At 67.7% G+C, this 24571-nt stretch carries 14 protein-coding genes and 2 pseudogenes; 11 read left to right on the top strand and 5 right to left on the bottom strand.

From position 1 onward, the window contains the following. The first annotated feature begins 160 nt into the window (after window positions 1–160). The 3 genes from AC0VYP_RS14570 to AC0VYP_RS14560 all read left to right on the top strand — a co-directional run bounded on the left by AC0VYP_RS14570 (window position 161) and on the right by AC0VYP_RS14560 (window position 13107). Entirely contained in the window at window positions 161–1402 is a 1242-nt protein-coding gene (locus AC0VYP_RS14570) for an MFS transporter (RefSeq protein WP_475470195.1), read from the top strand. 702 nt (window positions 1403–2104) lie between these two features. Next, complete coding sequence (locus AC0VYP_RS14565) at window positions 2105–5638, top strand: LamG-like jellyroll fold domain-containing protein (protein ID WP_475470193.1); 3534 nt, start codon at window positions 2105–2107, stop codon at window positions 5636–5638. Window positions 5639–5721: 83 nt separating this feature from the next. Further along, complete coding sequence (locus AC0VYP_RS14560) at window positions 5722–13107, top strand: RHS repeat-associated core domain-containing protein (RefSeq protein WP_475470191.1); 7386 nt, start codon at window positions 5722–5724, stop codon at window positions 13105–13107. Window positions 13108–13479: 372 nt separating this feature from the next. Here AC0VYP_RS14560 and AC0VYP_RS14555 read toward each other — a convergent pair. Further along, window positions 13480–14337, bottom strand: a pseudogene (locus AC0VYP_RS14555) (IS630 family transposase). Between the two features lie 143 nt (window positions 14338–14480). Between AC0VYP_RS14555 and AC0VYP_RS14550 the strand changes: the two are divergent. Further along, complete coding sequence (locus AC0VYP_RS14550; RefSeq protein ID WP_475470189.1) at window positions 14481–14951, top strand: polymorphic toxin-type HINT domain-containing protein; 471 nt, start codon at window positions 14481–14483, stop codon at window positions 14949–14951. Window positions 14952–14986: 35 nt separating this feature from the next. Continuing rightward, a complete protein-coding gene (locus tag AC0VYP_RS14545; protein WP_285761792.1) occupies window positions 14987–15340 on the top strand; it encodes a hypothetical protein in 354 nt (117 codons plus the stop codon). Between the two features lie 98 nt (window positions 15341–15438). On the opposite strand, the pseudogene AC0VYP_RS14540 reads toward AC0VYP_RS14545, so the two are convergent. Next, window positions 15439–15696 (bottom strand): annotated as a pseudogene (locus tag AC0VYP_RS14540) (tyrosine-type recombinase/integrase); the annotation flags it as partial. On the opposite strand from AC0VYP_RS14540, the gene AC0VYP_RS14535 reads away from it, so the two are divergent. Continuing rightward, window positions 15599–16576, top strand: a complete 978-nt coding sequence (locus AC0VYP_RS14535) for a hypothetical protein (RefSeq protein ID WP_475470188.1) — start codon at window positions 15599–15601, stop codon at window positions 16574–16576. The pseudogene AC0VYP_RS14540 and the gene AC0VYP_RS14535 sit on opposite strands and share 98 nt — an antisense overlap. After that, window positions 16573–16833 (top strand): DUF7660 family protein, encoded by a 261-nt coding sequence (locus AC0VYP_RS14530; RefSeq protein WP_475470186.1) that lies wholly within the window; start codon window positions 16573–16575, stop codon window positions 16831–16833. Before AC0VYP_RS14535 ends, AC0VYP_RS14530 begins: the two co-directional genes overlap by 4 nt. Before the next feature lie 389 nt (window positions 16834–17222). On the opposite strand, the gene AC0VYP_RS14525 is transcribed toward AC0VYP_RS14530, so the two are convergent. The 3 genes from AC0VYP_RS14525 to AC0VYP_RS14515 form a co-directional block, all read right to left on the bottom strand. Beyond that, complete coding sequence (locus AC0VYP_RS14525) at window positions 17223–17420, bottom strand: hypothetical protein (RefSeq protein ID WP_285761788.1); 198 nt, start codon at window positions 17418–17420, stop codon at window positions 17223–17225. Beyond that, window positions 17413–18072 carry a DsbA family oxidoreductase gene (locus tag AC0VYP_RS14520; protein ID WP_475470184.1) on the bottom strand — a complete coding sequence of 220 codons (660 nt, stop codon included), beginning with the start codon at window positions 18070–18072 and terminating at the stop codon, window positions 17413–17415. The genes AC0VYP_RS14525 and AC0VYP_RS14520 overlap by 8 nt, the downstream gene beginning before the upstream one ends. Before the next feature lie 306 nt (window positions 18073–18378). Beyond that, window positions 18379–18798, bottom strand: coding sequence for an ANTAR domain-containing protein (locus tag AC0VYP_RS14515; RefSeq protein WP_475470183.1), 420 nt, complete (start codon window positions 18796–18798; stop codon window positions 18379–18381). Between the two features lie 1598 nt (window positions 18799–20396). Here AC0VYP_RS14515 and AC0VYP_RS14510 point away from each other — a divergent pair. From AC0VYP_RS14510 to AC0VYP_RS14495, 4 genes are read left to right on the top strand one after another with little or no spacing between them, the layout of a single operon-like run. Next, the gene (locus AC0VYP_RS14510; protein ID WP_285761785.1) at window positions 20397–20783 is read left to right on the top strand and encodes an ectoine synthase; all 387 of its coding nucleotides are present in this window, start codon (window positions 20397–20399) and stop codon (window positions 20781–20783) included. A gap of 38 nt (window positions 20784–20821) precedes the next feature. Beyond that, entirely contained in the window at window positions 20822–22393 is a 1572-nt protein-coding gene (locus AC0VYP_RS14505; RefSeq protein WP_475470181.1) for a class I adenylate-forming enzyme family protein, read from the top strand. Then, window positions 22383–23429, top strand: a complete 1047-nt coding sequence (locus AC0VYP_RS14500) for a hypothetical protein (RefSeq protein WP_475470179.1) — start codon at window positions 22383–22385, stop codon at window positions 23427–23429. The genes AC0VYP_RS14505 and AC0VYP_RS14500 overlap by 11 nt, the downstream gene beginning before the upstream one ends. After that, complete coding sequence (locus AC0VYP_RS14495; RefSeq protein WP_475470177.1) at window positions 23399–24535, top strand: acyl-CoA dehydrogenase family protein; 1137 nt, start codon at window positions 23399–23401, stop codon at window positions 24533–24535. Before AC0VYP_RS14500 ends, AC0VYP_RS14495 begins: the two co-directional genes overlap by 31 nt. Window positions 24536–24571 lie beyond the last annotated feature (36 nt).

Raw genomic sequence — 24571 nt, 5'->3', positions numbered from 1 at the left:
GGTGCATGTCCGAAAACGCTCCCTGGGGGAATGTGGGCACGTCGTGGGTGGTTCGCCTTCGATCGGGAATGTCGGGGGGTGCGGTAAAATTGAGAATGATAACTGTTTCCATCTAAGGTGGAGGGGATGACCACCGCCCGTCCCCAAGGAGAGACGACTCGTGCCTTCCCCGCCGGCGACCGACACGGTCCACCCACCAGCACCGCGGACGACCGTTCTGCGCGACCCCGCCTTCGTGCGCCTGTGGTCGGGGACCACCGCCTCGGGGCTGGCCACCTGGGCGCTTCCGTTCATCCTGGGGCTGGCCGTGCTCGACGGCTCCCTCACCGCTGCGGGGCTCGGCCTGGTCCTCGCCACCCGGACGGTCGGCTTCCTCGCCGCCGTACCCGTCGGCGGCATCCTGGCCGACCGTTGCTCGCGCCGGGCGGTCGTGCGCTGGTCGGGCATCGCGGCAGCCCTGGCCACCCCTTTCCTCGCCGTCGGGCTGGGCGGTTCCACCCTCCTCATGGCCGCCGCCGCAGCCGTGGTCGGTGCGGGACAGGGCGCGTGCCGCCCCGCCTTCCAGGCACTCACCGCCGAGGTCGTCGATCCGCCGCTGCGCCAGCAGGCCAACGCCGCGATGACGTTCTCGGTGCGGGTCAGCACCCTGGTGGGGCCGGGGCTCACCGCCCTGCTGTCCACCGTCGCCGGCACCGGGGTCCTGCTGCTGGGCACCGGCCTGCTCTGGCTGGTCGCAGCCCTGCTCCCCCCGCCCGGTGCCCCCCGGGCCGTCGGAGTGTCGGTCCGCGCCCCCTTCCACGTCGAGTTCGCCGACGGCCTGCGGGAGGCACGCCGCCACCCCTGGTTCATGGCCGGCCTGGGTGCGCTGACCGCCGTGATCGCCACCGGGTACTCCGCGACGGGAGTACTGCTCCCGCTGGTCAGCCGGGACCACTACGGCACCGAGGTGGTTCTGGCCGCCGCCCTCACCGCCTACACCGCCGGCGCCCTGGCCGGCGCGGTACTCGTCGCCCGCTGGCGGCCCCGCTCCCAAGGGTGGGCGGCCCTGGCCGGGCTGGCCTGCTACGGATTCGCGCCGCTGAGCCTGCTGTTCGCCACGGACCCCGTGGTCGTCATCGCCGCCTACGTCCTGGCCGGGGTCGGGATCGAACTGTTCAACGTGCCGTGGTTCACCGCGGCCCAGCGCGAGGTGGAACCAGGAAAGCTCGCCCGGGTGTCGTCCCTGGACTTCCTGTTCTCCTACGGGCTCGCCCCGGTGGGGCTGGCGCTCATCGCACCGGCCGCCCAGGCGTTCGGCATCGAGGCGGTGCTCGCCACCTGCGCGCTGCTGTGCTTCCTCGCACCCGCACTCGCCGCGCTCGCACCCGGGGCACGCGACTTCCGGACCCGGGAAATGGCCTGAACCGGACACGGCGCGGTCGGAGGACGGAGCCCTTCGCACCCCCGGCCGCGCCGCCGGACCGTCACCGTCTTGAACGCAGCTTCTCCTGGGCGGGCACGCGGCGTGCCACGGTGTGACCGTGGCCGGAGCCGGACACGGCCACCGCGCGGTTCCTCCGTATGCGCCACCGTGAACGAGCTGTGTTCCCCGCCCGATTCAGGCGACGCCGGTCGCCCTCGGCACGGTGCACGCTTCTCGTGCCGGCCGGACGAAAAAACCTCCCTGCCCTCGTTGCCGACGTTTATTCCTCCCGTGTACCCCGCTGCTGTTCTCGACGGATCGCCCGGTTTGCTCCCGGCGTCCTTGTTTTTCTTTCGTGCGTGCGAAACAGCCAAGGGGCAGTCGCTCTGAACTGCGCGGACGAGTGCTTCCCGGCGTTCGGCGCTCCGCGCGCGGGCGTTCGTCCCCGAAGCCGAACGGAAGGGTGGCCGGATCCGGACAGCGGGTCATGGGACTTTCCGTTGACCTTCGGTTTGAAGGCCCCAAAGCCAGCTCAGAGCGTTAAACCAGAGATTTCGCCCTCTTCGCTGCTCGACCACTGTGATGTGAAACCGGCTGGAAAGCTTCTGAGGCTTCCGCTACTTTTAGCTCGAATTTAGAAAACCGCCGGGTTTGTCCGGTTCGGTTCGAGTGTTGTTCTACGATGCTGGATCGGATGTGCCCATGCGCGTTGTGCGCTTCAGTGCTGCCCTGATGGCGTCCGCCCTGGTGGGGGGACTGCTTTGCGCTTCCCCCGCGACAGCGGAGGAGGCGCGTTCCCCGGACGAGCGGGAGGCGCTCGCCGAGGCCGCCGACACGGGAGAGCGCGTCGAGGTCGAGACGCTGCGCGCCGAGCGGCGCGAGGTCTACGCCAACGCGGACGGCACCTTCACCGCCATCGAGCACACCCAGCCGGTGCGCGTCCTGCGTGCCGGCGCGTGGGTGGACACCGATGCCACGCTCGTCGAGCACGCCGACGGCACGATCGGCCCCAAGGCCTCCACCGTCGGACTGTCGTTGTCCACCGGCGGGAGTGGACCGCTCGCCCGGCTGTCCCGGGCGGGCAAGGTCCTCGCCCTGGACTGGCCGGGCGAACTCCCCGAGCCCCGGATCGGAGGAACCCGGGCCGTCTACGAGGCGGTCCTGCCCGGGGTCAACCTGATCCTGCGCGCCGACGTGGACGGTGTCTCCCACGTCCTCGTGGTCGAGAGCGCCGAGGCCGCCCAGCACCCCGATCTCGCCCTGATCCGTCTGGCGATCGACGCCTCGGGCGTCGAGGTGCGCGAGCGGCCCGAGGGCGGGCTCGAAGCCGTTGACACCGGAGCAGGGGGAGCGGTTTTCGAGGCCCCCGTCCCGTTGATGTGGGACTCGGGCGCCGTGGAACAGAGCGAGCAGGACGCCGGAGCCACGACCGCGCAGCGTGCTGTGGTCGAGGCCGAGGATCCCGACCTCGTCGAGGGCCCCTCCGAGAGCTCCAAGCTCGCCGAGGTCGGCGTCGAAGTCGCGGGGGACGACCTCGTGCTCACCCCCGACGCCGACCTGCTCGGCGCGCAGGACACTGTCTATCCCGTCTACATCGACCCGGTGTGGAAGACCGCGACCCGGTCGAGTTGGGCGATGGTGTCCAGCGGCTACCCCAGCCAGAAGTTCTGGAAGTTCGCCGGGAAGAAGGACGAGGGCACGGGCCGCTGCCCCCAGCTCAGCGGAGACCCCTACTACTGCAACGGGGTGGGCACCAAGCGCGTCCTCTACGGCCTCCCCACCTCGGCCTACCACGGCAAGCAGATCCTGTCGGCGGAGTTCGCGGTCACCCTGCGCCACACCTACAACACCACGGCCAAGCCGGTCAGGCTCTACCGCACGGGCGCGATCACCTCGTCCACCACCTGGAACAACCAGCCGGCCTGGAGCTCGCTGCTGGACACCAAGAGCCCGAAGAACACCGCGGGCTCCTGTACGACCACCAACCAGAACGCCCGGTTCAACGCCACGGCCGCCGTCACCCAGGCGGCCGCCGGCAAGTGGGCGACCACCACCTTCGGTCTGCGCGCCGACAGTGAGTCCGACTACACGCAGTGGAAGCGGTTCTGCGACAACGCCCAACTGGAGGTGCGCTACAACACCGCGCCCACCCTCCCCAAACAGTCCGACCTGCAACTGAGCCCCGGAGGGGCCTGCGTGTACGGGGCGAGCCGCCCCTACGTGGACGAGCCGCCGCGCATCTCCGCCTACCTGCGCGACCCCGACCACTCCTCCGCCAACGTCGAGCAGGTCCGCGCCCAATTCCGAGTGTTCTGGAACAACGCCGCGGGAGTGGAGCAGCGCCGCGAGTTCACCACGTCCTACAAGGCCGCGAACTCCCGTTTCTACTACCAGATCCCCGCCGACATCCCGCAGAACGTCGTGATCGGCTGGATCGTGCGCGCCCACGACGGACACTCCTGGTCGGGATGGAGCTGGGACGGTGACCAGACCCGGTGCCAGTTCGTCTACGACGCGACCAGCCCGGCCGAACCGGTGATCCGGTCCACCGCCTACCCCGACGACGACAAGTGGCACGACGGGGTGGGCTCCTACGGGAACTTCACCATCAGCTCGCCCTCCACCGATGTGGTTGCCTACCGTTACGGGGTCAACACACACCCGTCCACCGCCAACACCCTCACCCCGACAAGGGCCGGTGCGAGCGTCGCCCTCGAATTCGTCCCCGAATATGAAGGGCCGCACAGTCTCTACGTCGAGGCCGTTGACGCCGCAGGGCGGGTGAGTACCCGCGCCAACTACATGTTCCTCGTCAGTGCCGGCCGTCCCGCAGCCCCGCACTGGCCGCTCAACGAGGCTTCGGGATCGCCTACTGCGGCCGACACCGGTGCGGGCGAGTGGTACTCGCCCACCCCCGCGCCGGCCGGACCCGGGGTCTCCTTCGGGACGGCAGGGCCGGGCGGCCCCGGCAGCTCCGCCGCGCTTTTCGACGGGACAGAGGACGCCTACCTGAACCCGGACCGCGCCTACCTCGGGCTTCCAGAGTCTTCCTTCTCCCTGGCGGGATGGGTGCGCCTCGACGCGACGAACCGCGACCAGACGGTACTCAGCCAGGACAGCGGCGAAGACGTGGACTTCGTGCTCGGCTACGCCAAGAGTCACGACGGATGGCAGATCACCTTCCCCGACTACCGGAGCTCCGGGAGATTCACCGTCGCCGCTCCCGGCAGTGCGGTCCAAGGGGTGTGGACGCACCTGGCCGTCGTCAACGACGACCGTCGAAGGCACGCCACCCTCTACGTCAACGGCCGCAAGGCAGCCGAGGCATCCTTCCGGCCAGGTCAGGGCGGTAACGGCGGCCATAGCGTTATACAGTCCCCGGACGGCTCCGTCGCCCCAATGGCATTGTGGAGCGAGGGACGCATCGGGCGCACCTTCGTCGATACCGAAACTTTCGGAGACCATCTCCACGGGGCGCTCTCGGACCTGCGTGCCTTCGACAGGCTGATCACTGCTGACGAGGTCCACACCCTGTACAGCCTGCCCACCGAACGCGTCGCCTACTGGCCGCTCAACGAGGTCGAGGACGGAACCAGTCCGGAGGCGAACGAGGGGCAACCACTGGCCCTGTCCGGTGGAGCGGAGATCTTCCAGGGCGACGGCTTCGGCGAGCCCGCGCTGATCGGCAGCGGTCACCTGGTGCTGGACGGAACCGACGGACACGCGTTCGTCCCGGCCGCGCCCACCGCGACCGACGGAAGCTTCACCCTCAGCGTCCGTGCACGGCTTGCCTCGGCTGCGCCTGAGCAGCCGATGACGGTGCTGTCTCAAGCGGGGCAGAACCAGAACCAGCTGGAGCTCGGCTACAGTCCTGATCTCGGTCGCTGGGAACTGGCGCTGACCGACTCCGACGGGGCAACAGCCGAAACCACCACCATCGGCTACGACACGACTCAGCCCAGCTCGGAGTACAGCGGGGACCATCTCGCGGTGGTCTACGACGCCTTCGCGCGTGAGATCCGCTTCTACGTCAACGCCCAGCTCGCCGGTAACACCGCCGTCGCGCACACCTCCTGGGCAGCCACCGGGCCACTCAGCCTAGGACGCGCGCTCAGTTCCGGTGACTGGAGCCAGTACTTCTCCGGTGCGGTGGACGATGTCCGTGTCTACGCCGGCGCCGCCGACATCACGACGATCGGGCTCCTGTCCCTGATCGAGGAGCAACCCGACCTCTGATCCCCGGGCGGCCCGGACGCCGGGCCGCCCCCACTTCTCCCCACGTTCCAGCGGTACCCCCGCTTCCCCCAGTGAGGAATCCGATGACCACCCCCGCCCCCCTCGACAGGCGTGCCCACGGCAGGACCGCGCGCCTCGCGAGCGCCGCCATGGCCGTGATCATGCTCGTCACGCTCACCGAGGCGATGCCGCCCAGGCCCGACTGGCTCGACGACGAAGCACCACCGATCCAGGATCTCGGCCCAGCGGTCGTCGGCAGTGACGCGAAGGTCGAACCGCGCGTCCCCGGTGAGGAGCACGAGGCCGCCGTCACCGGGCCGGCCGACGTCGCCTGGCCCACCGCCGCCGTCACGACGGTCGAGGTGTCCGAGTCGGGAGCACCGCGTCAGGGCAGGGTCTTCGCCCCGGAGGGCGGGGCCGCCCCCCTCCCCAGGCAGGAGCCCGGCCCCGTGTCGGTCGGCGGACTGCCGGTCACCGTGCGGCCCGCCCCCGGGGCCACCGGGGACGGGCCGGAGAAGGTGGACGTCGAGGTCATGGGCCAGGACGCCGCCAAGGCAGCCGGGGTCCAAGGACTGCTGCTGCGGGTCACCCGTGCCGACGGGGACCCCCGACCCGCCGGCGTGGAGCTGTCCCTCGACTACTCCGACTTCGCCGACGCCTACGGCGGTGACTTCGGGGCACGGCTCGACTTGGTCCGCCTGCCCGCGTGCGTGCTGGACACCCCGCAGTCGGGGCTCTGTTCCCCACCCCGCCCGGTCGAGACCGGCAACGACCCCGAGGAGCACACCCTCACCGCGCAGGTGCTCGCCGACCCCGTGTCCCGGTCGCGCGCCCCGTCGCCGTTCACCGCCGAGCCGTCGGCCGCCCCTGCCGTCTACGCACTGGCCGCTAACGCCTCCTCGTCCCAGGGCAGCTACTCCGCCACGCAACTGGCGCCCTCCTCCAACTGGGACGTGTCGCTCTCCTCCGGCGACTTCTCCTGGAACCACCCGGTGGAGGTGCCGGGCGTCCCCGGCGAACTCGAACCCGCCATCGACCTGGGCTACTCCTCCCAGGCCGTGGACGGGCGCACCACCGCGACCAACAACCAGGGGTCCTGGGTCGGCGAAGGCTTCTCCTACGAGCCCGGCTACATCGAACGCAGCTACAAGGCGTGCGCCGACGACGGTCACAAGACGCTGGGCGACCAGTGCTGGGGCACCGACAACGCCACCATGATGCTGGGCGGTTCCTCGGGCGAGCTGATCAAGGACGACGCCACGGGCCGTTGGCGGCTCAAGAGCGACGACGGTTCCAAGATCGAACGCCTGACCGGCGCCGTCAACGGCGACAACGACGGCGAGTACTGGCGCGTCACCACCGTCGAGGGCATCAAGTACTACTTCGGGTTCAACCGCCTGCCGGGGTGGAGCAGCGGCAAGGAGGAGACCGCCTCCGCCTGGACCGTCCCCGTCTTCGGAGACGACAAGGACGAGCCCTGCAACAAGAGCACCCTTGCGGAGTCCTGGTGCCAGCAGGCGTGGCGCTGGAACCTCGACTACGTCGAGGACCGGCACGGCAACGTCATGTCCTACTACTACGGCAAGGAGACCAACCACTACGCCCGCGAGGCCAAGACCGACCGCAACGGTACCGCCTACACCCGTGGCGGCTACCTCAAGCGGGTCAACTACGGCCAGCGCGCGGGCGAGGTCTACAGCACCACCGCACCGGCGCGCGTCACCTTCACCGTCGCCGAGCGCTGCCTGGAGACCGGCAGCTTCGACTGCGCCCCCGCCAAGCTCACCGCGGCAAACGCCACCCACTGGCCCGACGTCCCCTTCGACCTCGACTGCAAGGCCGACACCAGGTGCGCCTGGGCGCAGACCGCGCCGTCCTTCTGGACCACCAAACGCCTCACCGACATCACCACCCAGGTCAGCACCGGCAGCGGTTACGCCAAGGTCAACTCCTTCGCGCTCAAGCACCTGTTCACCGACAACGGCGACGGCTCCAGGACGTTGTGGCTGTCCACGATCACCGAGACGGGGCACGTGGGCGGCACCCAGAGCCTGCCCGCCATCGAACTCGGCGGCATCCAGCTGCCCAACCGCGTTGACAGGCCCGGGGACCACATCTCCCCCCTGAACCGCTTCCGGCTCTCCAACATCTACACCGAGACCGGCGGCCAGATCACCGTCAACTACACCGGCGGTGAATGCACCCCCACCACCCTGCCCACACCGGGGGAGAGCACGGGGCGCTGCTACCCGGTCAAGTGGAGCCCGCCGGGCGCCGAGAACCCCATCACCGACTGGTTCCACAAGTACGTGGTCACCGAACTCATCGAGGAGGACCGCACCGGCGGTGCCCCCGAGGAGTACACCCGTTACGAGTACCTGGGCGACGCCGGCTGGCGCCACGACGAGCCCAACGGCCTGACCGACGCCAAGCACCAGACCTGGGGGCAGTGGCGCGGTTACGGCAGGGTACGGGTGCGCAGCGGCGGAGCCCAGAGCATGACCGGCCGCACCGAGCACACCTTCCTGCGCGGACTGCACGGCGACAAGAGGCCGGGCGGCGGGACGCGCAGCGTCACCGTCACCGACTCCACCGGCACCGAGCACACCGACCACGACGACCTCGCCGGCTTCGAACTGGAGGAGATCGACTACAACGGCTCGGCCGTCGTCGACAAGGACGTCAACGTCCCCTGGCGTCGGCACACCGCCACCCGCGTCGAGGACTGGGGCACCAGCCGGGCCACCTTCCAGCGCAACGCCACCGAGCGCTCCTTCACCGCGCTGGCCTCGGGCGGGTGGCAGGAGACCAGGTCCACCACCACGTTCGACCCCGAGACCGCCCGCGAGACGATGGTCCACGACTTCGGCGACGTCTCCACCACCGCCGACGACCAGTGCGTACGCACCACCTACGCGGACAACACCGCCGCCGGGATGCTCACCCACGCCTCCCGGGTGGAGATCGTCGCGGTGGGCTGCACCACCACGCCCGACCGCGCCACCGACGTCCTCTCCGACATGCGCAAGCACTACGACGGCCAGGGCTTCGGCGCCGCCCCCACGAAGGGCGACGTCACCAAGGTCGAGAACCTCGTCTCCCACGACGGCACCACCCCGACCTATCTCACGGCCGAACAGACCTCCTACGACCGCTTCGGCCGGGTCCTGGAGATGCGCGACAGCGCCGGCCTCGTCACCGAGACCATCGCCTACACCGAGACCAACGGCCTGACCACCAGGATCGTCGGCGAGAACGCGCTCAAGCACCGCACGACCATGGACCTGGACCCCAAGCGCGGCGTCCCCGTCGCGGAGGTTGACGCCAACAACCGCCGCATCGACCTCGCCTACGACGCCCTGGGGCGCCTCACCCAGATCTGGCACCCCGACCGCTCCAGGAGCCGCGGCTATTCTCCCAGCCAGCGCTTCGAGTACCTCATCAGCAAGGACGCGCCGGTCGCGGTCAAGAGCGAGGATCTGCGCAACGACGGGTCCTACGAGCCCGCCTACGAGATCTACGACGGCTTCCTGCGCCCCCGCCAGGTGCAGACCAAGGGGCCGGACGGCGGGCGGCTGGTCACCGACACCTTCTACAACGCCATCGGCGAGACCGCCAAGACCAACGACGTCTACTATGCAGAGGGCGCACCCTCGGCGAGCCTGCTGACCGTCGTCAACGGCAGCGTCAACGGCCAGACCAGCTACACCTACGACGGCGTGGGCCGGCCCACCGCGGTGATCCAAAGCGTCTCCGGCGACGAGAAGTGGCGCTCCACCGCCTCCTACGGCGGCGACCGTGTGCACGTCACCCCGGTGCAGGGCGGCATCCCCACCACCGTCATCACCGACGCGCGCGGCCAGCAGACGGAGAAGCGCCAGTACAAGGGCGCGACCCCCACCGGGGCCTACGACGCCACCACCTACACCTACACCCGGGCCGGACAGCTGGAGTCCGTCACCAGCCCCGCCGGCCAGACCTGGCGCTACCGCTACGACCAGCGCGGACGCAAGATCGAGGCGGTGGATCCCGACGCGGGCACCAGCACCTTCAGCTACGACGACTTCGACCAACTGGTCTCCACCACCGACGCGCGGGGCGTCACCGTCTCCAACGCCTACGACCTGCTGGGACGGCTCACCGCGACCTACGAGGGCAGCATCGCCACCGGCACCAGGCTCACCTCCTGGGAGTACGACACCCGCCTCAAGGGGCAGCTGTACATGGAGACCCGCCATGCGGGAGGGGAGCAATACCGCATTGCGGTGACCGAGCGCGACGACCTCTACCGTCCGACCAGGACCGTCTACGGGATCCCCGCCTCCCAGGGGGCGCTCGCCGGCAACTACACCTTCACCGCCACCTACAATCTCGACGGTACGCTCCGCGGGATGGGGATGCCCGCTGGAGGCGGGCTGAAGGCCGAGGCGCTGCTCTACGGTTATGACGACCTCCAACGCCCCACGACCATGCGCAGCGCGGAGGGCACCTACGTCACCAGAACCGACTACGCCCAGACCGGTGAACCGCTTCAGTACCAACTCTCCAGCGGCGGGCCCACGACCTGGCTGACCTACAACTACGAGAAGGGCACCGGTCGTCTTCTGCGCTCCCGCGCCGAAACCCAGGCCCCCGGCTCCGACAAACTCGATATCCGCTACGGCTACGACGACGCGGGCACCGTCCAGTGGGTCTCCGACACTCCTGCCGGCGGGGTCTCCGAGACCCAGTGCTTCGAGCACGACTACCTGCTGCGGATGACCCAGGCGTGGAGCACCGGTGAGACCGGCGACGACGTCTGCGCCACCCAGCCCACCACGGAGACCGTCGGCGGTCCGCAGCCCTACTGGCACTCCTTCACCTACGACGTCTCCGGCAACCGCCTCACCGAGACCATCCACGGTGTCGGTTCGGCCGCGGCGAGCGCGGCGGCCCAGCAGACCGCTCCTTCCGCAGAGGCGGAGCCCGCACCGGAGGCAGAGGCGTCGGCGCAGCCGAGCCCCAGCCTCTCCCCGCTGCCCCAGACACCTTCCCCCTCCGTGCAGGAGACCGCCGGTCCGGTACCCGTCCCCGCCCCGGAGCCGGGCCCCGCGCCGGCGCCCCAGTCGGGCCCGGTCCCCGAACCGCGACCGCTTCAGTGGGCCGCCCCCGGTGCCCCCGAGGATCAGGAGGCCGCGCCTGAGGCCACCGCACCGGAGGCGGAGCAGTCTCCCGCCCCCGTCGGCGACGTGGAAGAGGCTCCGACCGACGGGCAGGAGAACGAGCCCGCCGCAGCCCGGGAGGAGCAGGAGGGGGAAGGCGCCGACGAGGCCGCCACCGCTGCCGCCGCCGACAGCGCCGACACGGTCCGCACCTACAGCTATCCCCAGGGCGGCCAGCCGAACACGCTGTCCCAGGTGGTCGAGGAGACCCCCGGCGGCGACCGCCTCTACCGCTACGAGTACGACGAGTCCGGCAACACCGTCAAGCGGGTGATCGCGGGGGAGGAACAGGTCCTCACCTGGACCGCCGAGGGAAAACTGAACACGGCCGACACGGCCGAAGGACGGATGTCCTTCGTCTACACCCCCACCGGCGAGCGGTTGGTCCGTACCGACGCCCAGGCCACGACCCTCTACCTGCCGGGCATGGAGCTGCGCTCCGAGGCCGGTGCCGTCAGCGGTACCCGGTACTACACCCACAACGACGAGACCGTCGCGGTGCGCACCCAGGCGGACGGGCTTACGTTCCTGGCAGCTGACCACCACGGCACCGCCGAGCTCGCGGTGGACGCGACCACCGGCGAGACGGTGCGCCGCCGCTTCACCCCCTTCGGCGAGGAGCGCGGCCACACCGAGGGCCTGTGGCCCGACGACAAGGGCTTCCTCGGCAAGGTCGTGGACGCCTCGACCGGACTGTCGCATCTGGGCGCGCGCGAGTACGACCCGACGATCGGTCGGTTCGTCTCCGCGGACCCGATCCTGGACTTCGACGACGCCCAGCAGATCAATGGCTATATCTACGCCAACAACAACCCGATGACCTACACCGACCCCGACGGGTTGTTCTGGAAGTCGGTGTGGAAGAAGGCCAAGTCCACGGCGAAGTCGGCGTACAAGAAGACCAAGAAGACGGTCAAGTCGGCGTACAAGAAGACGAAGAAGACCGTCAAGTCCGCGTACCGGAGCACGAAGAGGTTCGTCAAGAAGCACCGCAACACCATCATCTCCACGGGTGTGGGCATCGCGGTGGGCGCGGCGTGCTCGGCGTTGACCGTGGGCGCGGGCACGGCCGGATGCGCGATCCTGGGCGGCGCGGTGTCGGGCTGGGTCGGCTACCGGCTCAGCACACCGCGCAGGAACCGCAGTTTCACCGGGGCACTGGGAGCCACCGCGTTGGGGGGTGCGTTCGGTTGGGCCGGCGGCGCGATCGGTGGTCGTATCGCGGGTGCGGTCGGCTCCCGGGCGATGCCGTGGGTACGCAACACCGTCAACCGGTTTCGCCCGAGTACGCCCAGGCCTCCGGTGCGCCCGCCCACGCGTCCGGCGCCGGCTCCCAAACCCAGTGCGGGGTCGGGTTCGTCCTCGCGCCCCAGTGGTTCGGGCGGGGCGTCGTCCAGATCGGGGCCAAGTACTGGGCGCACGTGCAGTTTCGTGCCAGCCACGCCGGTGTTGCTGGCCGACGGGTCATCGGTGCCTATCGCGTCGTTGAGTGTTGGTGCCAGTGTGGTGGCCGCCGACCCGGAAGCCGGTGTGGGGGGTGCGCGCGAGGTGGTGGCCACGCACGTGGGCACCGGTGCCAAGCGGATGGTCGAGGTCTGGGTCAACGCGGCCAGTGAGAAGGCCCCCAACCCCTTGGGCGCGCCCGTCGAAAGGGGCGCGGAGGAATCGGAGGGCGTGCAGGGCTCCGATGGCGCGCAGGGCGTGGTCGGGGAGCCGGTGGTGGCCACCGACAACCACGAGTTCTGGGTGGCCGACCTCGGCGAGTGGGTGGCGGCCGGTGAGCTGGCCGAGGGAATGTGGCTGCGCACCCCGACAGACACCTGGGTCCAAATCGAACAGGTCAAACAGTGGACTGTTCGTGAGCAGAGGGTCCACAACCTCACCATCCAAGATGTCCACACCTACCATGTACGCACAGGCGAAACCGCAGTACTCGTACACAACTGTGGAAATGGAACAATTTCAGATGATGTAATGAATAATCATATCCTCCCAAGGCATGATGCGAATCATTCAGCTTCTTGGAACTGGGCAGAAAAGTCAAAGTTCGAGCACTGGGTTACGCCTGCACATATTCAAAACTGGGCCAAATTGGCAATGAGAAAGCCGATAGAGGGCATGAATCTTGGCACTGGTTCTGCCCATCGTCATACTCTCCAGATTAGAAGTCGCCACCAGGTTGGCTATGATGCAGACGGCAATGACTTGTTTTCGGTTGCGGTATGGGTGAGGAATGGTGCTGTCGAAAGTGTATTTCCAGACAAGTGAGTCATCTAATGATTAATATTCAAGTTCGCACAGAGCTTGGCGAGGTAGTATTGCGCGGGGTTTGCGGGCTGGACTGGATGGAAACTTTGCGAACTGTAAATGAGGATGAGTTTCCACTTTTGAGCGGCGTGCTCCCTTATGCAGATACAATTTTTAATTCACGGCAGACAGAGAGGCTTCGAAAGGAAGTTGCAAGCGACTCCATCAGGGGCCTTTTAGGAGAGGATGCCGCTTCGGAAATCGAGAGGATTTGTGTTTATGTAGAGAATAATTCCCACTTTTATCTCTGGTTTCTCGGTGATTGATTCGGGAAGTATCGAGGCGAGAAACCCAGTCAATCAAGCATCAGAAATAGATTTCCTTTTTGAGTCACTAGTGTCCTGAGTCGTTGATTCGTGTGCGGTATGAGGCGAGGGTGTCGAGGATGTCGTCGGCGGGTTTCGTCCAGACGAACGGCTTGGGGTTCTTGTTCCACTCATTGATCCAGCCGCGGATGTCGCGTTCGAGTTCGACGACGCTGCGGTGGGCCGAGCGGCGGAGTTTGCGGCAGGCCAGCTCGGCGAACCATCGCTCGACGAGGTTGAGCCAGGACACGGAGGTGGGGGTGAAGTGCAGGTGGAAACGGGGGTGACGCAGCAGCCATTTCTTGACCGGCTCGCTCTTGTGGGTGGCGTTGTTGTCCAGGACGAGGTGGAGTTCGAGGTGCTTGGGGACGGCTGCGTCGATGACCTTCAGGAAGCGGAGAAACTCTTGGTGGCGGCGGTAGTGCTGGGCGATGACCGAGCCGGAGGCGATGTCCAGGGCGGCGAACAGGCTGGTGGTGCCGTGCCGGACGGTCATCTTCGCCGGCGTGGTCGGCGCCATCGGCAGCACCAGCGGGGTTCGGTCCAGGGCTTGTATCTGCGACTTCTCGTCCATCGCCAGGACCAGGGCGTTCTCCGGCGGCGACAGGTAAATACCCACCGCGTCACGGACCTTGGTCACAAACTGCAGGTCGGTTGACAGCTTTTAGGTCTCCACGATGTGTGGTTTGAGGCCGAACGCCCACCAGGTCCGCGAGACACCCAGGTCATCCGCGACCTGCGCGTTCGGCAGGCCCTGCGCGCACTCCAGCACGATCCGCGACCGCAACACCAGTGCCTGAGGGGAGGTTTGCTTGCCCAACCAGCCCCGCAGCACCCTGCGTTCGTGATCGGACAACGCCAGCGGCAACGGCTTCGGGCCAGGCACCGCCCCACCCTACAACCGCAAACGAACTAACGACTCAGGACACCAGCGAGAAGGCACCCGATCCGTTGGGCGCGCCCGTCGAAAGGGGCGCGGAGGAATCGGAGGGCTCCGATGGCGCGCAGGGCGTGGTCGGGGAGCCGGTGGTGGCCACCGACAACCACGAGTTCTGGGTGGCCGATCGGGGCGAGTGGGTGGCGGCCGGTGAGCTGGCCGAGGGAATGTGGCTACGCACCCCGGTGGACACGTGGGTCCAAATCGAACAGGTCAAACAGTGGAGCGTTCGTGAGCAGAGGGTCCACAACCTCACCATCGCCGACATCCACACCTATCATGTGCTGGCGGGCGCCACGCCGGTCCTGGTTCACAATTCCGGCCCTTGTGATCCGCCTCTGAAGTCGTTGCACCCTGACAGCTCGCTCGATAAGAGTTCGCTGGACTTCTGGGGAAAGCAAGACACGGAAGATATCCTCTTTTCGTTGAGGCCAGGGGCGAAAGAGGCGCTTAGAGCGAAGCCGGACGGGACGATCGCGAATGGAAACACTCGGATTAAGGTCCTGCGGGATCGCGGGTACGATGTTCACTCCTTGCCTCGCGAGCCCTACGGCAGTAGTTGACCAATGACGGACGAGGATTTCTGGAACATGGATCAATGAATATTCGAGATCGAGTGCTTGCGGTCCTGGAGTCGGAGTCCAAGGAAGTGTTCCTGCTCGCCTTGGGGCACCGGATGGGGATATCGGCGCGCTTCATTTTCTCGGAGGCAAGTTCGGATGCACTGCAACAAGCCCGAGCTTGCAACGAGATGATGATCGCCATCTGGCTGCAAGTGTGGGCTATGAAGGATGCTGAGGGAGATGGATACCCGAATTCAGAATTCCTTCCGATCCTGCTGGGAAAGGCTGACGCAGGAAACGCGCGTCCGTATCTTCGTGATGCGATTGAGAGCGCCCTGTTTTCGGTCCACGGCAATGGGGAATCAGGTCAGGGATCTATGAGCCCGTAAAGTGTCCCGATAAGAGATCTGAGGGAATCGAGGAGCCCCGTCGGAAGGAAATTCCGGTGGGGCTCCTGTGGCGTTTGACGGCAACGCTGACGGCAACCTCAGCGGACGACTGCTGCGGTGGGTGGGGCGTCACGGTCGCCGTCGGTCGGGCTGAGGGCGTTGCCCAGGGTGTCGATGGCTTGGCGTTGGAGGCGGAGTCGGACGTGGGCGTAGACGCCGGCGGTGACGCCGATGCGGGCGTGGCCGAGGAGTTCCTTGATGACGACGAGATCGACGCCTTGCTTCAGGAGCAGAGTGGCGGTCGAGTGCCGAAGATCGTGGAAGCGAATAGTCCGGAGTCCTGCGCCGTGGAGGAGGCGGCGAAAGCGGCGGGTGAGGTTGGTGGGGTCGAGCGGCCTGCCGTTCGGGGTGGTGAACGAGCCCGTTGTCTGTCCAGCCCGTTCCGGTCGCCTGGCGCTCTTCCTCCTGCCGTTCCTGGTGGATCTTGAGAGAGCTGATGCATTCGGTGGGGAGGGCGATGTGCCGCTCGGAGGCCAGGGTCTTCGTGTTCAGGACGGCCAGCCCCTGGCTGCGGGTCCGCTGGAGCGAGCGGTTGATGCTGGCGGTGCCGCCGTCGAGGTCGAGGTCTTCTCAGTGGAGGCCGAGGAGTTCGCCCTTGCGGAGCCTGGCGCGCAGAGCGAGTTCGTACAGGGCGTGGAGCCGGTCGCCGTTGGCTGCCTGGAGAAGTTGCCGGGCTTCGGCGGCGGTGAGGGGAGAGCTCCTGGCGGACTGGTGATCTTGGTCGTGAACCCGTCTACCAGGAGCTTTCTTCATGCCCGTCACCAGGGCGTCGGCCCAGCCACGCGCCAGGTTGGAAGAGGCTCACTGGCCGGAAGCAACCCAGTCCTAGTGCACAATTATGGTAGAACAATCGACCCGAAATTGGTGCGATTCCACCAGGATGCTGTCGGTCCTCGTTTCGGCATCGGAGAGACGATTGAGCAAACAGTCGCCGCATGGCGGTCGGGATACCTTAAGGTGAGCGATCTCCCGACGGTGCGCCTGACGGTCAGAGGCGGGAAGATCCACTCGCTCGACAACAGAAGGCTCGTGGCTTTCCAAAAGCCGGGCGTCCCGATGCCGTTTCGCATGGCAACTCCTGAAGAAGCCTCCAACGAAGAAAGAAAGTTCACGGCTCAAAATAAAGGACGCTCAATCTTGATCAACTACTTCGACCCTCTAGAGTGGGCTCCATGAATTGGCCCGATGTAAAGTTGAACGAGATCCAAAGCAGAGAGGATCTTGCTCATTTTCTGACAGAATTAGCGAAAAAGATTCGCGATGAAAATATCGTAGTGGAAAACGCCACGACGGATTCTTTCATGGATTCCGCTGGGCGCTGGACGGAGGCGATGGAAGGCTTCTTTGAAAACGTAATCGAGGAACCCGTGCCAGAGACCCCCGATTGGACGATGATTGCTGCGATTTTTCGAGCAGCACTCGTCTATGAGTAAATCTCTTGGCGAGTTTGCCAATTAGTTAAATGATTGACGTGTTCGTTCACAGGCACCCCGTGGATGAATAATGGAGTTCTGCCCGGATGCTCGGTGGTCGTATCGCGGGTGCGGTCGGTTCCCGGGCGATGCCGTGGTCGCGCAACACCGTCAACCGGATTCAGCCGAGGCCGCCTGTGCGTCCGCCCACTCGGCCTTCGGCGCAAACGAGCCCGGTTGCGCGAGTCCCACCGGATTCCGGCAACCCGATTCCCGCCGGTACCGAGATTTTGCTGGGGCCGCCCCGTGCACACGCGGCGGCCCGTGTGGCCGGGCAGTCGTGAGCCGCCGGTCAACACGGGCCGAAAAAGAAGAAGACAGCGTTGGAAAGGACAGGGACAAGAGCTCCGTCACCCGTCCGAGAGCGCGCCTCCGTTGTTGTCGCCGGCCGGTCCGCCTCCCGGCGGGTTGTCCGCCCCCACCGCATAGGGAGCTGTTCCGGCAGTCGTGGGCATCGGGCAGAGGTCGCCCTCGCAGGCCGCCGCGTCCGGATCGCCCAGGAAGCGCAGCGGTGTCACGGCCGGGGGAGCGCCCGCCCCGTCAGCCATTGGCCGCAGCCTCCCGCTCCGCGCGCGCCGTCTCCAGGGCTTTGACGAACGTCGCGGGCTCCTGGGCGCCCGACACCCCGTACACCCCGTCGATCACGAAGAACGGAACGCCCTGGATGCCGTACTGCTGGGCCTGGGCCACGTCCGCCCGCACAGCGGCCAGGTACTCGCTGCCGCTGAGGGAGCGGACCACGTCCTCGCGGTCCAGGCCGATCTCGGCGGCGAGATCGGCGAGGTCCTCGATCCGCCCCACGTGGCGGCCGTTGACGAAGTACGCCTTGAGCAGCCGCTCCTTCATCTCCAGCTGCCGCCCCCGCGCCTTGGCGTAGTGCAGCAGCTCGTGCGCCTTCACGGTGTTGGTCTGGTGCACGTCCTCGTAGTGGAAGTCCAGGCCCACCCCGGCCGCCACGGTCGTCATCTGCGCCAGCATCTGCTCCGCCTGCTCCCGGGGGATGGACTTGTGCTCGCTGAGGAAGTCCGCGGTGCTGCCCTCGTAGTCAACGGGGGTGTCGGGGGCGAGTTCGAAGCTGTGGTACTCGACCTCGACCGCACCGCCGAACAGGGCCACCCCCTCCTCGAACCGGCGCTTCCCGACGTAGCACCAGGGGCACTGCACGTCCGACCAGATATCGACCTTCATGGTTTCAGGCATGCGTGTTCCAACCGGGGGGCAGGGCGCGGCATTCCCGTCGGGGGAGCACTTTTCGTCACCCTGGAGACCCTTGGGCAGTGGGTGGGCGTGCCCCACGGCGACAGGCTGCCGCGATCAGCAGCATGTCCGGCCGGTCGCGCCCAAGGAGGCCGGGCGGCGTATCCGCCCGGCCGTGCGTCTGGGCCCCGGTTGGTCGTGCGCGGACTCGACCGGCGTCCCGCCGCAAGGGGTCGTTCCGACACCGGAACCCCCATCCGGTCGGGCACGCCCCGCCAATCGTGCGTCCGGAGGGAACTCCTGCGCGGCCTACCAGTGTGCCCGCGACTCCTCGTCGACGGGGGCGGTGCGGCGGGCGGTCCTGTGGTCGGGAACACCGGCGGGCGCCGGGTGTTGAACGGGATTCAGCTGCGGGGTCCTGAGGACGATGTGCAGCGCGTGGCGGATGGAACGCGAGGCGTCCACGGGAACGGGAGCCTTCACGCTCTGGGCCAGGGCCGCGGCGATGTCGTGGACCTTGGTGTTGGTGTGTTGGGACGCGCTCTTGAGGATGTCCAGTGCCTGTTCGGCGCCGCACTGCCGGACCGCCATGGTGATGCCGACCGCCTGGCCGATGTCGCCGCGTGTCCTCAACGCGGCGGTGAGGTTGTCGACCTGGGCCTCCAGCTCGCGGATGCGGTCGTGGTCCCTCGTGGCCCGCTCGTTCTCGGGTACGGCGTCAGCTGTCATGGTTCCTCCCCGGGGGACGGTGCAGCCGGGGCCGGCTTCTCCCGGATCCGTCGGTGCATCGCTGGGCGGTTCGGCGGACGAGTCGTCGTCCCCCTGATTCCCGAGTGAGAGGGTCTTACACATTGCCCGCCGTGACCTGCATCCGGTGCGGGGGAAGGAGTCCGGGCGGTGCCGGGGAGCGGGCTCCCGTGCGAACGGGGGTGAGGAGGGGGCTTCCCGCGAGAGGGCGCGCGGCCCCGGCGTCAACGCTGCTTCCTAACATTGCGCACGGAACGGCAAGCCCCAGCGCGGAGGCTGCTCTCTAACATCCGCACCCGCTGGGCGACAAACAGGGGCGCGTGTACCCAGCGCTCCACGTGGTCAGACTACCCGGGGCGCATGTTTTTACTCCCGGCCGACCAACACGGGACGATCGGCCGGTCCTCGTCGGTACCGGCACATCACGGTCGGGACTTCCGGTGGAAGCGGTGACGGGTCGAGCGTGTGCGGGGCCGGTCCATTCGCCCCGATGCCGGCAATGAGGTGTCAGCCGCCCCCCCAGTCAAAGATCTACGATGCAAAGGTGGCGGTTCGGTGGAAGAACTGGGCGGACCGGGGTCGGGAACCGCCTTTCCCGTCGTAACCTCTCCGCCGATGAGTCGGTGGCCTGGGTCGTTCGTTCTCCGGAGACGTACCGCGCGGGGGCGTGGAAGAGGTCCGCACGACCGGGGACCGCCGCCCGCCCGGGGGGCTCGGCTCGTCGGCGGGAGGGGCGGTTCCGCGCATCTGCTCCAGGAGCATGCTGTGGGCCCTCCGTCTCCGCCGCACCGTTGCCCGCGAACCGTTGCCGGGAACTGTCGGCGCATGCCCTCCGGGCATGTCGGCAGCAGGTCGCATGGGATGCGTGTCCCCGATTGGCAAGGGGCGCCACCCCTCCCAGGGCCGCGCCTCGCGGCCGGCGGTGAACGGCGCGGTCGTTGTCGGGGGACCGGTCCGGTGGACCGAAGGGCGTTTTTGCGGGGGAGGCGCCGCCATTCGACCCGGTCGCGAATGAAGTCCCCTCGCCCACGTCCTTACCGATGCATGAATTGGGGAGTCCGAGAAGGTCGGTTTTTCCTTCGGGGGAGCCAATTGTCCCAAGGGGAAGAAGGGGGCGGCATCCCTCTTTCGGTGTGGCCGGGAGTGGCCTCCGCCTCAGGAAGAAAAACCCGTGGACGGTCGGACGCGAGTGACCGGCCTTCGGTATTCGAACAACCGGACCGGACTGCGTCGGGGTTCCCGGTCTTCGGATTGGTTGAGGGCTTCCGGTATTGAACTTTTTCGCAGGTGGGATGGTTTTGGCTGGTAGAAATGCTTGGCGGAGGTAGGAATAATCCCAATGGTCCAAGCGGTCCGAGAAGTCATGTCGTTTTAGTGCCGCGCATTGTTTGCATCGTGCATGGCCTGCGGTTTCCCGTTGATTGGGGTATTCCATTGCCCGGGTTCGGGGTCTTGGGTATGCTCTTTCCGGTGTGGATGGCGTCCCTTTCCGGTATTCGCGGTCTGCTCGAACAAATCGACTGGCCGGAAGTTCCGCCCCGATAGTTGGCAATGGCCGCCGTACGCTGTGGAGTGCTGTAATGCTCGTTCGTTCGCTCGCCGATGTGGCCGGCACGAAATTCGACGTTGACTGGGGCAACGGCACCAGTCTGCGGCTGCTCACCGCCACCGACAACACCGGCTTCTCGGTCTGCTACACGGTGGTGCGCGCGGGTACCACGTCGCACCTGCAGTACCGCTCGCACCTGGAGGCGTGTTTCTGCCTCTCGGGGGCCGGGACCATCGAGGACTCCCACGGCACCGTCCACCGCATCGTCCCGGGCGTGCTGTACGCCCTGGAAGAGAACGACCGCCACCACCTCCGTGCCGACTCCGGCCAGGACCTCGTCCTGTTGAGCGTCTTCGCCCCCGCGTTGGAGGGGACGGAGCGCCATCTCCTCGATTCGCTGGAGGCGTCCTCCTACTGATGCCCGGCAACCGGCCCTCCGACTCAGGCGGTGCACCGTTGAGATTCCACGCCCGCTTCGAGCGCAACGCCGCGACCTTCCCGGGGCGAACGGCGGTCACCCTCGCCGGCCGCGACGTCTCCTACGGCGAGCTCGACGCCCTGGCCGAGCGTCACCGCACGGCCCTGGTCGGGCGCGGGGCCGTGGCCGGCGACCGGGTGGCGCTCTACGCGGAACTGTCGGTGCAGACCATCGCCGCCGTCATCGGCATCCTCAAGGCCGGGTGCGTCCTGGTCACCACCCACCCGTCGTTCAGCAGAAGGAAACTCTGCCATCAGATCAACGAGACCGAGGCCGCGTTCCTGATCACCGGCCGGCCCGACACTTTCAGCGGGGTGTTCGACGAGACCCCGCTCGACGCGGTGCTGCCGGTTGACACCGGCCGGTCCGCACCGCGCACGCTGGTCCGCTCCCGACCACTCGCCTCCCCCCGGAGCGCCGACGCCCAGATCCCGCTGGAGGGCTCGCTGGCCGCACTCTTCTACACGTCGGGTTCCAGCGGGGCGCCCAAGGGGGTGGCGACCAGCCACGAGAACATGGACGCCGCCTTCCGGGCCGTCACGGCCCACCAGAAGAACACCGCCGACGACGCCGTCCTCACCTTCACCCCCATCGGTTCCGACTTCGGCTTCCACAACGTCATGATGCCGCTGAGCTTCGGCGGCCGGGTCGTCGCGTTCCCCGCCATGCCCGTGCGTCCGCACGAGCTGATCGAACTCATCAACCGCGAGCAGGTCACCGCCCTGCACGCCTTCCCTCCCGTGCTGGCGCACCTGTGCCGTGCGGACGACCTGCACCGTTACGCACTCCCCTCGGTCCGCTACATCTCCAGCAGCGGACAACGGCTGCCGCCCGAGCACATCGCGCGGTTGCGCAAGGCGTTCCCCGACGTCCTGATCCACTCCATGTACGGCCTCAGCGAGTGCAAGCGGGTCGCCTACCTTCCTCCCGAGGAGGCCGACAGGCGCCCCACCTCCGTCGGGCTGCCACTGCCGGAGGTCCGCACCTACCTCGTGGACGACGACGGCCGCCTCGTCACCGGGCACGACACCGTGGGGGAGCTCGCGGTCGCCGGCGACCTCGTCACCCAGGGCTACTGGCGCGACCCGGAGCTGACCTCCCGCGTCCTCAAGCGGAATGTCTTCGGAGAGGCGAAGGTCTTCTTCACCGGCGACCTCTTCCGAAAGGACCGGGACGGCTTCCTCTACTGGGTGGCGCGGCGCGACGAGCTCTTCGCACGGGCGATGGTCAAGGTTGACCCCCAGGAGGTCGAGGCACGGGTGCGCGCGTTCCCCGGCGTGGCCGACTGCGCGGTCGTCCCGCTCGCCGACGAGCTCGCCGGCAGCGTCCCTGTGGCCTGCGTCGTCCTGGACGAGGGGGCAGCGGCCGATCCGGAGGCGATCGTCGAGCACTGCGCACGCACGCTCGACTGGCACATGGTGCCCGCCCGGGTCGTCTTCCATGACGTGCTGCCCCTGACCGACTCGGGCAAGACCGACAAGCGTGCCCTGGTCCGCGGCCTGGAAGCGTCCGAATCCGACCGGCGAAACGGTGCACAGGATGACCGCTGAGACGCCGCCCGCACGCGGCCCCCTCCACGACTACGTCGAGACGTCGGCGATGATCGCCCTCACCGCGGAGTTCGACTCCCTGGCCACCGGCCGCAGGCAGATTCCCGCCGGCCCTGTCCGCTCCACCGTCAGGGACCGCACCCACGACCGGTCCGTGCTCGACTACCAGGACCGGATGGTCAGGCGTTCCGGCCCCCTCTTCCAGCACTTCCTCGCCAGCGTCCCGGGAATCCTGGAGGAAATGGCCAGGGTCGGCACCGCACTGTCACGCCTGGCCGAGCGGTGGTCCGAGCAGGAAGGGCGCGGCCTGACCTTCTACGAGGGCGACGCCTTCGACGGCACCAACGGGCGCACGCTCGCGGCGGTGTCCCAAGGGCGGATCACGACGCTGACCTCCTCGCCCAACCGCGCCAACGAGCCGTGGTTCCATACGTTCGCCGATCCGGCCGCCTCCCGCTACTTCCCCGGCTCCCTCTTCGAACTGGGCACCGCGACGCTCGCCGAGCGCGAGGAGTACCGGCCCTTCCGCGACGGCGTCAACTTCTTCTACGAGACCGCGGCGTTCCAGTTCTACGGAAAGGACCGGGCCAGGCAGGTCGCGCACGTCGCCGACTTCCTCCGGCCCGACGCAATCGCCTTCTTCCTGGAGAAGTTCGACCACCCCGACCCGGCCGAGTACGCACGTCGCGAGGCAGTCAAGGACGAGGTCCACAAGGCCCTCTACTTCTCGCCCGAAGAGATCGAGTGGAAGCGTCGGCAGATGCTGGGGCGGATGAGCAGCGGGCAGGTGACCCTGGAAGCGTTGACCGAGGCGCTTCGCCCGTTCTTCGACTACGTCTTCCTCGTCTGGAACGGCACGAACTTCTCCGAGGTGGCCGCGTCCAACAGTGCCGAGAAGATGCGCGCGTTCATCGAGGTCTCCGGACAACCGATCATCCCCGACCGGTTCTGCTGCGAGGCGCCGGTCGTCCGCCCCCTGGGGGGACGTGAACAGGAGGACGCACTGTGGCAGAGAATCTGCTCCAACGGGACATAGCCGAGCGGGTCAACGCACTGGCCCCTCGCTGGCGGGAACGCGCCGCCAGGACCGCCAGGGACGCCGTCCTGCCCGCGCAGACGCTGGAGGAGCTGTTCGACGCAGAGCTCCTGCAGATCGTCACCGCGGTCCGTTACGGCGGTCTGGGATCGTCCTGGCCGACCCTTGCCGAGGCGGCCCGGCGCGCGGCCCGCGCGTGCCCCTCGACGGGGTGGACGATCGGTGTGGTCGGCTGCCACGCCGGGGTTGCGAGCCGCTTCCCCCCTCCGCTGGCGGAGGTGCTCTTCGCCGCGGGTGCCCGCCAACTGTTCGCCACCGCATCGGTCACCCGTGACGGCACGATCACCCGCGAGGCGGGCGGGGTGCGCATCGACGGCGAATGGCGCTTCTGTTCGGGGATCGACCACGCCAGTTGGCTCATCCTCAGCGGTGTCCGCGACGACTCCCCGGAGACGGGCCGGTACTTCATCCCGGTACGAACCGACCGGGTGCGCGTGTCGGACACCTGGCAGGTGGCCGGGATGGCCGGTACGGGGTCGAAAGGGGCGATCCTGGACGACGTCCTCGTCCCCGAGGAGTCGGCCTACCCGCTTGACGCGTGCTTCGCGCAACGCACCCCCGAACTGCCCGGTGACGAGGGCTACCTCATGGAGGTCGCGTTCATCGAATACGTCAACAGCGCCGTCATCGGCCCGATCCTCGGCTGCGCGGAAGGCGCCTACGACGAGTACCTCGACTCGGTGCGGGCAGCCGGGAGGATCGGGGTGCCCACCGTCCAGGCGGGGATCGCCGAAAGCGCGGCGGAACTGGCCTGCGCGCGGCACCTGTACGACTCCATCGGGTCCGTCCTGCACACGGCGGGGATGCGCCGACGCACGCTCTCACCCATGGAGACAGGCATACTCAGACGCGACCGTGCCTACCTCGCCCGATTGTGTGTCGCCGCCGTCCAACGCCTGGTGGGACTCGCCGGCACCGCGGCGCACACCGAGGACGCGGTGCTGTCGCGCCACTGGCGCGACCTGCAGATGATGGCAGCACACCGTGACGTGAACTGGGCGACCAACCACGTCGCTTTCGCAGCCGCGGTCGCCGACGCCGGGTGACCTCCCGGGCCCGAACGCCCCTGCCCTTTTCACGGA

It is taken from the genome of Nocardiopsis sp. iso_186 (genome assembly GCF_056173365.1).
The sequence above is the reverse complement of the archived record's forward strand: the minus strand, read 5'-3'. Positions and strand labels throughout refer to the sequence as shown.

Bases quoted from the DNA above. Each gene is read 5' to 3' on its own strand.
- AC0VYP_RS14565 (WP_475470193.1), top strand. From the start codon at position 2,105: ATGCGCGTTGTGCGCTTCAGTGCTGCCCTGATGGCGTCCGCCCTGGTG.
- AC0VYP_RS14500 (WP_475470179.1), top strand. From the start codon at position 22,383: ATGACCGCTGAGACGCCGCCCGCACGCGGCCCCCTCCACGACTACGTC.
- AC0VYP_RS14510 (WP_285761785.1), top strand. From the start codon at position 20,397: ATGCTCGTTCGTTCGCTCGCCGATGTGGCCGGCACGAAATTCGACGTT.
- AC0VYP_RS14530 (WP_475470186.1), top strand. From the start codon at position 16,573: ATGAATTGGCCCGATGTAAAGTTGAACGAGATCCAAAGCAGAGAGGAT.
- AC0VYP_RS14515 (WP_475470183.1), bottom strand. From the start codon at position 18,798: ATGACAGCTGACGCCGTACCCGAGAACGAGCGGGCCACGAGGGACCAC.
- AC0VYP_RS14525 (WP_285761788.1), bottom strand. From the start codon at position 17,420: ATGGCTGACGGGGCGGGCGCTCCCCCGGCCGTGACACCGCTGCGCTTC.
- AC0VYP_RS14560 (WP_475470191.1), top strand. From the start codon at position 5,722: ATGACCACCCCCGCCCCCCTCGACAGGCGTGCCCACGGCAGGACCGCG.
- AC0VYP_RS14535 (WP_475470188.1), top strand. From the start codon at position 15,599: ATGACGACGAGATCGACGCCTTGCTTCAGGAGCAGAGTGGCGGTCGAG.
- AC0VYP_RS14520 (WP_475470184.1), bottom strand. From the start codon at position 18,072: ATGCCTGAAACCATGAAGGTCGATATCTGGTCGGACGTGCAGTGCCCC.
- AC0VYP_RS14545 (WP_285761792.1), top strand. From the start codon at position 14,987: ATGAATATTCGAGATCGAGTGCTTGCGGTCCTGGAGTCGGAGTCCAAG.